This is a genomic window from Streptomyces sp. NPDC041970, from assembly GCF_055588985.1.
The window spans coordinates 46959-53251 of sequence record NZ_JBVJCD010000042.1 but is presented as its reverse complement, the minus strand read 5'-3'; the positions used below and the strand labels follow the sequence as shown (position 1 = coordinate 53251).

Below are 6293 nucleotides of genomic sequence, written 5' to 3'. Positions count from 1 at the left end.
CACCACCACCCGCACCGACGCCCTCCGCCTCGCCGGAGCCCTGGAGAACGCCTCCGAACACCCCATCGCCCAAGCCATCGCCACCGCCGCCGCCGAAACCACCCACCCCCTCCCCACCCCCGACGACTTCGCCAACCACCCCGGCCTCGGAGTGCAGGGCGTCATCGAAGGCCACGCCGTCCTCGTCGGACGCCCCCGCCTCCTCGCCGACGCGTCCGTCCCCCTCCCGCCCGAACTGGCGGCGGCCGCGGCCGAGGAGGAGGGGCGGGGCCGTACCGCGGTCGCCGTGGCCCGCGACGGCGAGGCGCTGGGCGTGCTCGCGGTGGCCGACGCGGTGAAGGACGGCAGCGCGGACGCGGTGGCCGAACTCCGCGCCCTCGGGCTGACCCCGATCCTCCTCACCGGCGACAACCGGGCCGTGGCCGAGGCGGTCGCGGCCGAGGTCGGCATCGACGAGGTGCACGCCGAGGTCCTGCCGCAGGACAAGGTCGACGTGGTCCAACGCCTCCAGGCCGAGGGCCGGGTCGTCGCCATGGTCGGCGACGGGGTCAACGACGCCGCCGCCCTCGCCGCCGCGGACCTCGGACTCGCGATGGGCACCGGGACGGACGCGGCCATCGAGGCGAGCGATCTCACTCTGGTTCGTGGAGATCTCAAGGTGGCCGGTGACGCGATCCGCCTCTCCCGGCGCACCCTGGCCACGATCAAGGGCAACCTCTTCTGGGCCTTCGGCTACAACGTGGCGGCCTTGCCGCTGGCGGCGGCCGGCCTGCTCAATCCGATGATCGCCGGAGCCGCCATGGCGTTCTCGTCCGTCTTCGTCGTCACGAACAGCCTGCGGTTGCGCGCCTTCACGTAACATCCACAACGAGAGCTAGATCACATCCCTTGCGGGGTAACCATCCGGCGGCTTCATGAGTCTTAGAGTGCGATGCCAAGGATGTCTTGGGGGACGTCCGATGGAGTGTCTTGGGGGACGCTCCTGGCAAGCGTTGGCCGGGGCACGTGCACCGGGGAGCTTTGAGCGGCCCTCCCGTGCGTACGTTCCCCGGCGGACCGCCGCACAACAGGACAACGGGGGCCTCGGCTCCCGGCAGACGCCCGGTCGGGTCCCGTGGGGGGAATCCGCTCCGGGATATGGGAAGCGCCCTGACCGTCGACCCGTGGGGGGATCGACGGACAGGGCGCTTCTCGCTTCCCCCGGCCCTGACGCGCGCCCGCGCCCCAGACGCGCGCCCCCAGCCCGTACGCACGCCCCTGCCCCGGCCCGCGCGCCCCCACGCGCTTCGGCAGGCCCAGTCCGCCCCCCTCGACGGCGCGGCGCCGCACGTCCCTCCGAACGCCGAATCGCCCCGGACACCGCGCTCTGGTGCGAAGCGCGGTACGCGGGGCGAAGGCAGGTCGGCCGAAGAGGCCGGGTACGGCGGGTGGCGCGGGACCCGGTCAGCGGCTCTCGGCCGGGACGAAGTCGCGCAGGACCTCGCCGGTGTAGATCTGGCGCGGGCGGCCGATGCGGGAGCCGGGCTCCTTGATCATCTCGTGCCACTGGGCGATCCAGCCGGGAAGGCGGCCGAGCGCGAAGAGCACGGTGAACATCTCGGTCGGGAAGCCCATGGCCCGGTAGATCAGGCCGGTGTAGAAGTCCACGTTCGGGTAGAGGTTGCGCGAGACGAAGTACTCGTCGGAGAGCGCGTGCTCCTCCAGCTTGAGCGCGATGTCGAGCAGCTCGTCGGACTTGCCGAGCGCGGACAGCACGTCGTGGGCGGCGGCCTTGATGATCTTGGCGCGCGGGTCGAAGGACTTGTACACCCGGTGGCCGAAGCCCATCAGGCGGACGCCGTCCTCCTTGTTCTTCACCTTGCGGATGAAGGAGTCGACGTCGCCGCCGTTGGCCTGGATGCCTTCCAGCATCTCCAGCACCGACTGGTTGGCGCCGCCGTGCAGGGGGCCCCACAGCGCCGAGATGCCGGCGGAGATCGAGGCGAACATGTTCGCCTGCGAGGAGCCGACCAGGCGCACGGTGGAGGTCGAGCAGTTCTGCTCGTGGTCCGCGTGCAGGATGAGCAGCTTGTCCAGCGCCGAGACGACGACCGGGTCCAGCTCGTACTCCTGGGCGGGGACCGAGAAGGTCATGCGCAGGAAGTTCTCGACGTACCCGAGGTCGTTGCGCGGGTAGACGAAGGGGTGCCCGATCGACTTCTTGTACGCGTACGCCGCGATGGTCGGGAGCTTCGCCAGCAGGCGGATCGTCGAGAGGTGGCGCTGCTCCTCGTCGAACGGGTTGTGGCTGTCCTGGTAGAACGTGGACAGCGCGCTGACGACCGAGGACAGCATCGCCATCGGGTGGGCGTCGCGCGGGAAGCCGTCGAAGAAGCGCTTGACGTCCTCGTGCAGCAGGGTGTGCTGGGTGATCTCGTTCTTGAAGGCCGTCAGCTCGTCGGTCTTCGGCAGGTCGCCGTTGATCAGCGTGTACGCGACCTCGAGGAACGACGAGCGCTCGGCGAGCTGCTCGATCGGGTATCCGCGGTAGCGCAGGATGCCCTGCTCGCCGTCGAGGTACGTGATGGCGGATTTATAGGCGGCGGTGTTGCCGTACCCGCTGTCCAGCGTCACCAGGCCGGTGTTGGCCCGGAGCTTCCCGATGTCGAAGCCCTTGTCGCCGACGGTGCTGTCGATCACCGGGTAGGTGTACTCGTCATCGCCGTACCGCAGTACTACAGCGTTGTTGGTGTGCTCGCTCACGTCATCCCTCACCGACGTAGTGCCTCTTCTTCGAGGTGCCCTGACTGTCTCCACCCTCCCCCATTCGGCTCAGGAGAGTGCACTCGGGGTCGTCCATTGGACCTACTGGCGGCACTGAGTGCCGCCAATTTGCCCATCCTGCCCCCTTGACTGCGGTTCCGGAAGACCCGCGTGATGTTTCCCACCGGTTTGATCGATCATTTTCGGGTGCGGGTCACGCGAGGTCTTCGCTCCGACCGCCCCGGAGCCGGAAATCCAGTGCCGTACAGCGCCTGCCTGCGGAAACCGTGCGGACCGCCTGGCCGATCGCCTTACGCGACCCGACGAGCACGACGAGCTTCTTGGCGCGGGTGACGGCCGTGTAGAGGAGGTTGCGCTGGAGCATCATCCAGGCACTCGTGGTGACGGGGATGACGACGGCCGGGTACTCGCTGCCCTGGGAGCGGTGGATCGTCATGGCGTACGCGTGGGCCAGCTCGTCCAGCTCGTCGAAGTCGTAGCCGACCTCCTCGTCCTCGTCGGTGCGGACGGTCAGCCGCTGCTCGTCCGCGTCGAGGGCGGTGACGACGCCGACCGTGCCGTTGAAGACGCCGTTCTCGCCCTTGTCGTAGTTGTTGCGGATCTGGGTGACCTTGTCGCCGACCCGGAAGACCCGGCCGCCGAACCGCTTCTCGGGGAGGTCGGGGCGGGCCGGGGTGATGGCCTGCTGGAGCAGTCCGTTCAGGTGGCCCGCTCCGGCGGGGCCCCGGTGCATCGGGGCGAGGACCTGCACGTCGCGGCGGGCGTCGAGGCCGAACCGGGCGGGGATGCGGCGGGCGGCGACGTCCACGGCGAGCACGCCCGCGTCCTCCGTCTCGTCCGCCACGAAGAGGAAGAAGTCGCTCAGCCCCTCGGTGAGCGGCGGCTGCCCGGCGTTGATGCGGTGGGCGTTGCTGACGACTCCCGACTGCTGGGCCTGGCGGAAGATGCGGGTGAGCCGGACGGAGGGGACGGGGCTGCCGTCGGCGAGGAGGTCGCGCAGCACCTCCCCCGCCCCGACCGAGGGGAGCTGGTCGACGTCGCCCACGAGCAGGAGGTGGGCACCGGGTGCCACCGCCTTGACGAGCTTGTTGGCGAGCAGCAGGTCGAGCATCGACGCCTCGTCGACGACGACCAGGTCCGCGTCGAGCGGCCGGTCCCGGTCGAAGGCCGCGTCGCCGCCCGGCTTCAGCTCCAGCAGCCGGTGGACGGTGGACGCCTCCGCCCCGGTCAGCTCGGAGAGCCGCTTGGCGGCCCGGCCGGTCGGCGCGGCCAGCACGACCTTGGCGCGCTTGGCCCGCGCCAGCTCGACGATGGACCGGACGGTGAACGACTTCCCGCAGCCGGGCCCGCCGGTGAGGACGGCCGCCTTGCGAGTGAGCGCGAGCCGTACGGCCTGCTCCTGCTCGGGGGCGAGCGCGGCCCCCGTACGGGTGGCGAGCCAGGCCAGCGCCCTGCCCCAGTCCACGTCCGCGAAGGCCGGCATCCGGTCCTCCGGCGTGTTCAGCAGCCGCCGCACCTGCCCGGCCAGGGACAGCTCGGCGCGGTGGAAGGGCACCAGGTAGACGGCGGTGACCGGCTCGCCGCCCTCGGGGGACGGCACCTTCTCCCGTACGACGCCCTCGGGGTCGGCGGCCAGCTCGGCCAGGCAGTCGATGACCAGCCCGGCGTCGACCTGGAGGAGTTCGACCCCGTCCGCGATGAGCCGTTCCTCCGGGAGGAAGCAGTGGCCCTGGTCGGAGGACTGGGACAGGGCGTACTGGAGGCCGGCCTTGACCCGTTCGGGGCTGTCGTGGGGGATGCCGACCGCCTGGGCGATCCGGTCGGCGGTGAGGAAGCCGATGCCCCAGACGTCGGCGGCCAGCCGGTAGGGCTGGTTCCGCACGACGGAGATGGAGGCGTCCGCGTACTTCTTGTAGATGCGGACGGCGATGGAGGTGGAGACGCCGACGCCCTGGAGGAAGACCATGACCTCCTTGATCGCCTTCTGCTCCTCCCAGGCCGCCGCGATCATCTTCGTGCGCTTGGGGCCGAGGCCGGGGACCTCGACGAGCCGCTTCGGCTCGTTCTCGATGATGTCCAGGGTGTCGGCGCCGAAGTGGGTGGTGATCCGGTCGGCCATCACCGGCCCGATGCCCTTGATCAGCCCGGAGCCGAGGTAGCGGCGGATGCCCTGGACGGTCGCGGGCAGCACGGTGGTGTAGTTCTCGACGGTGAACTGCTTGCCGTACTGGGAGTGCGAGCCCCAGCGTCCCTCCATCCGCAGCGACTCGCCGACCTGCGCGCCGAGGAGCGCGCCGACGACCGTGAGGAGGTCGCCGGCTCCGCGCCCGGTGTCGACACGGGCGACGGTGTACCCGTTCTCCTCGTTGGCGTAGGTGATCCGCTCCAGCACGCCTTCCAACGTTGCCAATCGGCGGTCCGCTTCTGCCTCTTGCCTGGACATGATCCGACGGTACCGGCCAGGTCCGACAGCGGGAGCGGCTCCCGCCCTCCAGCCCGATCACCGACTTGTCAACACCATGTGATCCGCTCCAGGACCCCTTCGAGGACGGCCATGTTGGACATGCCCCGACGCTACCGGGCCCCGCCGACAGCCCCGCCGCCCCCCGAGTCCCGTCACGGGGGGCGGGGGCCGGGCCCTCCGTCGCGGCACTCGTCGGCCGGCGGGGCGTCCACGGTCGAGCGCGGCCTGCCGAGGAGGTCCTCGAACCGCTCGATCTCCTGCGGCGGGTCGGCCGCCGTCGCCTCGGCCATCCGCTCCGTGTACGGGCCGGAGAACGCCCCCGTGCGCGGCCGGATCTCCGGGCGGCCCGCTCGTCGCCCTCGTCGTGGCGGGGGGGGCTGCCGCACCTCGACGCCTCGCCGCGCACCCGCGGCCGTGTCGACGCGGTGGCCGCGGTGCCGTCGGCGGCCGGACCGGGCCTGCCCGCGAAGGACGCGGCGGACCCCGACCGGCCGGAGGCGGGCGCGCGTTCACGGTGACGGCGGCCCGTGCGGCGGGGCTGCCGCCCGCGCCCCCGCCGCGCCGGGTTCAGCGGACGGCGCGGGCGAGCCAGGGGGTCAGCAGGGTGTGCGGGATCAGCTCCCTGTACGTCTCGTCGCCGGGCAGCGGCACGATCAGCCACTGGCCCGGAGGGAAGAACTTCCCCTTCACGTGGGCCTCTCCGCCGTACACGGAGGAGAGGAAGGCCGGCACCGCGTCCCGAGGCACGTCCTCGAACGCCACGTCGTCCACGGTGATCCTGGCGTCGTCCTCGGGGAAGACCCGCACGGTGACGGCGGGGGAACCGTCCAGCTCGACGAAGGCCTCGTGCGGCAGCGAGCCGTCCGGGTCCAGGACGGCGAAGGCCCCGGCCGCCGTCCGGCGGGAGGTCCGGTCCGCGCCGATGTCGTCGGTGACGGCCATCCCGCGGCCGTACGCGCCCGCGACCGCCCTGATCGCGGAGACGGCGGACTCGGTGGTCGGCAGGTGTCGGTGTCCCATGCCGCCATCATGGCCCAGGGGGCGAACCGGCCGCCGACCGCCGCCC

Annotated in this window: 5 protein-coding genes; 1 reads left to right on the top strand and 4 read right to left on the bottom strand. The window is 71.5% G+C overall.

From position 1 onward, the window contains the following. The coding region (locus ACZ6EJ_RS20315) for an HAD-IC family P-type ATPase (RefSeq protein WP_469268852.1) at positions 1-859 on the top strand (859 nt) is incomplete at its 5' end. 584 nt (positions 860-1443) lie between these two features. Here the strand turns inward: ACZ6EJ_RS20315 and ACZ6EJ_RS20310 are convergent. The 4 genes from ACZ6EJ_RS20310 to ACZ6EJ_RS20295 all read right to left on the bottom strand — a co-directional run bounded on the left by ACZ6EJ_RS20310 (position 1444) and on the right by ACZ6EJ_RS20295 (position 6247). After that, positions 1444-2742: a citrate synthase gene (locus tag ACZ6EJ_RS20310; RefSeq protein ID WP_469268851.1), complete on the bottom strand. Its 1299-nt coding sequence runs from the start codon at positions 2740-2742 to the stop codon at positions 1444-1446. Between the two features lie 214 nt (positions 2743-2956). Then, positions 2957-5206 (bottom strand): SF1B family DNA helicase RecD2, encoded by a 2250-nt coding sequence (gene recD2, locus ACZ6EJ_RS20305; protein ID WP_469268850.1) that lies wholly within the window; start codon positions 5204-5206, stop codon positions 2957-2959. Between the two features lie 173 nt (positions 5207-5379). Then, positions 5380-5517 (bottom strand): hypothetical protein, encoded by a 138-nt coding sequence (locus ACZ6EJ_RS20300; RefSeq protein ID WP_469268849.1) that lies wholly within the window; start codon positions 5515-5517, stop codon positions 5380-5382. A gap of 277 nt (positions 5518-5794) precedes the next feature. Continuing rightward, entirely contained in the window at positions 5795-6247 is a 453-nt protein-coding gene (locus ACZ6EJ_RS20295; RefSeq protein ID WP_469268847.1) for a hypothetical protein, read from the bottom strand. Positions 6248-6293 lie beyond the last annotated feature (46 nt).

Excerpts from the sequence above, each read along its gene's own strand:
- ACZ6EJ_RS20295 (WP_469268847.1), bottom strand. The coding sequence starts at position 6,247 with ATGGGACACCGACACCTGCCGACCACCGAGTCCGCCGTCTCCGCGATC.
- ACZ6EJ_RS20300 (WP_469268849.1), bottom strand. The coding sequence starts at position 5,517 with ATGGCCGAGGCGACGGCGGCCGACCCGCCGCAGGAGATCGAGCGGTTC.
- recD2 (WP_469268850.1), bottom strand. The coding sequence starts at position 5,206 with ATGTCCAGGCAAGAGGCAGAAGCGGACCGCCGATTGGCAACGTTGGAA.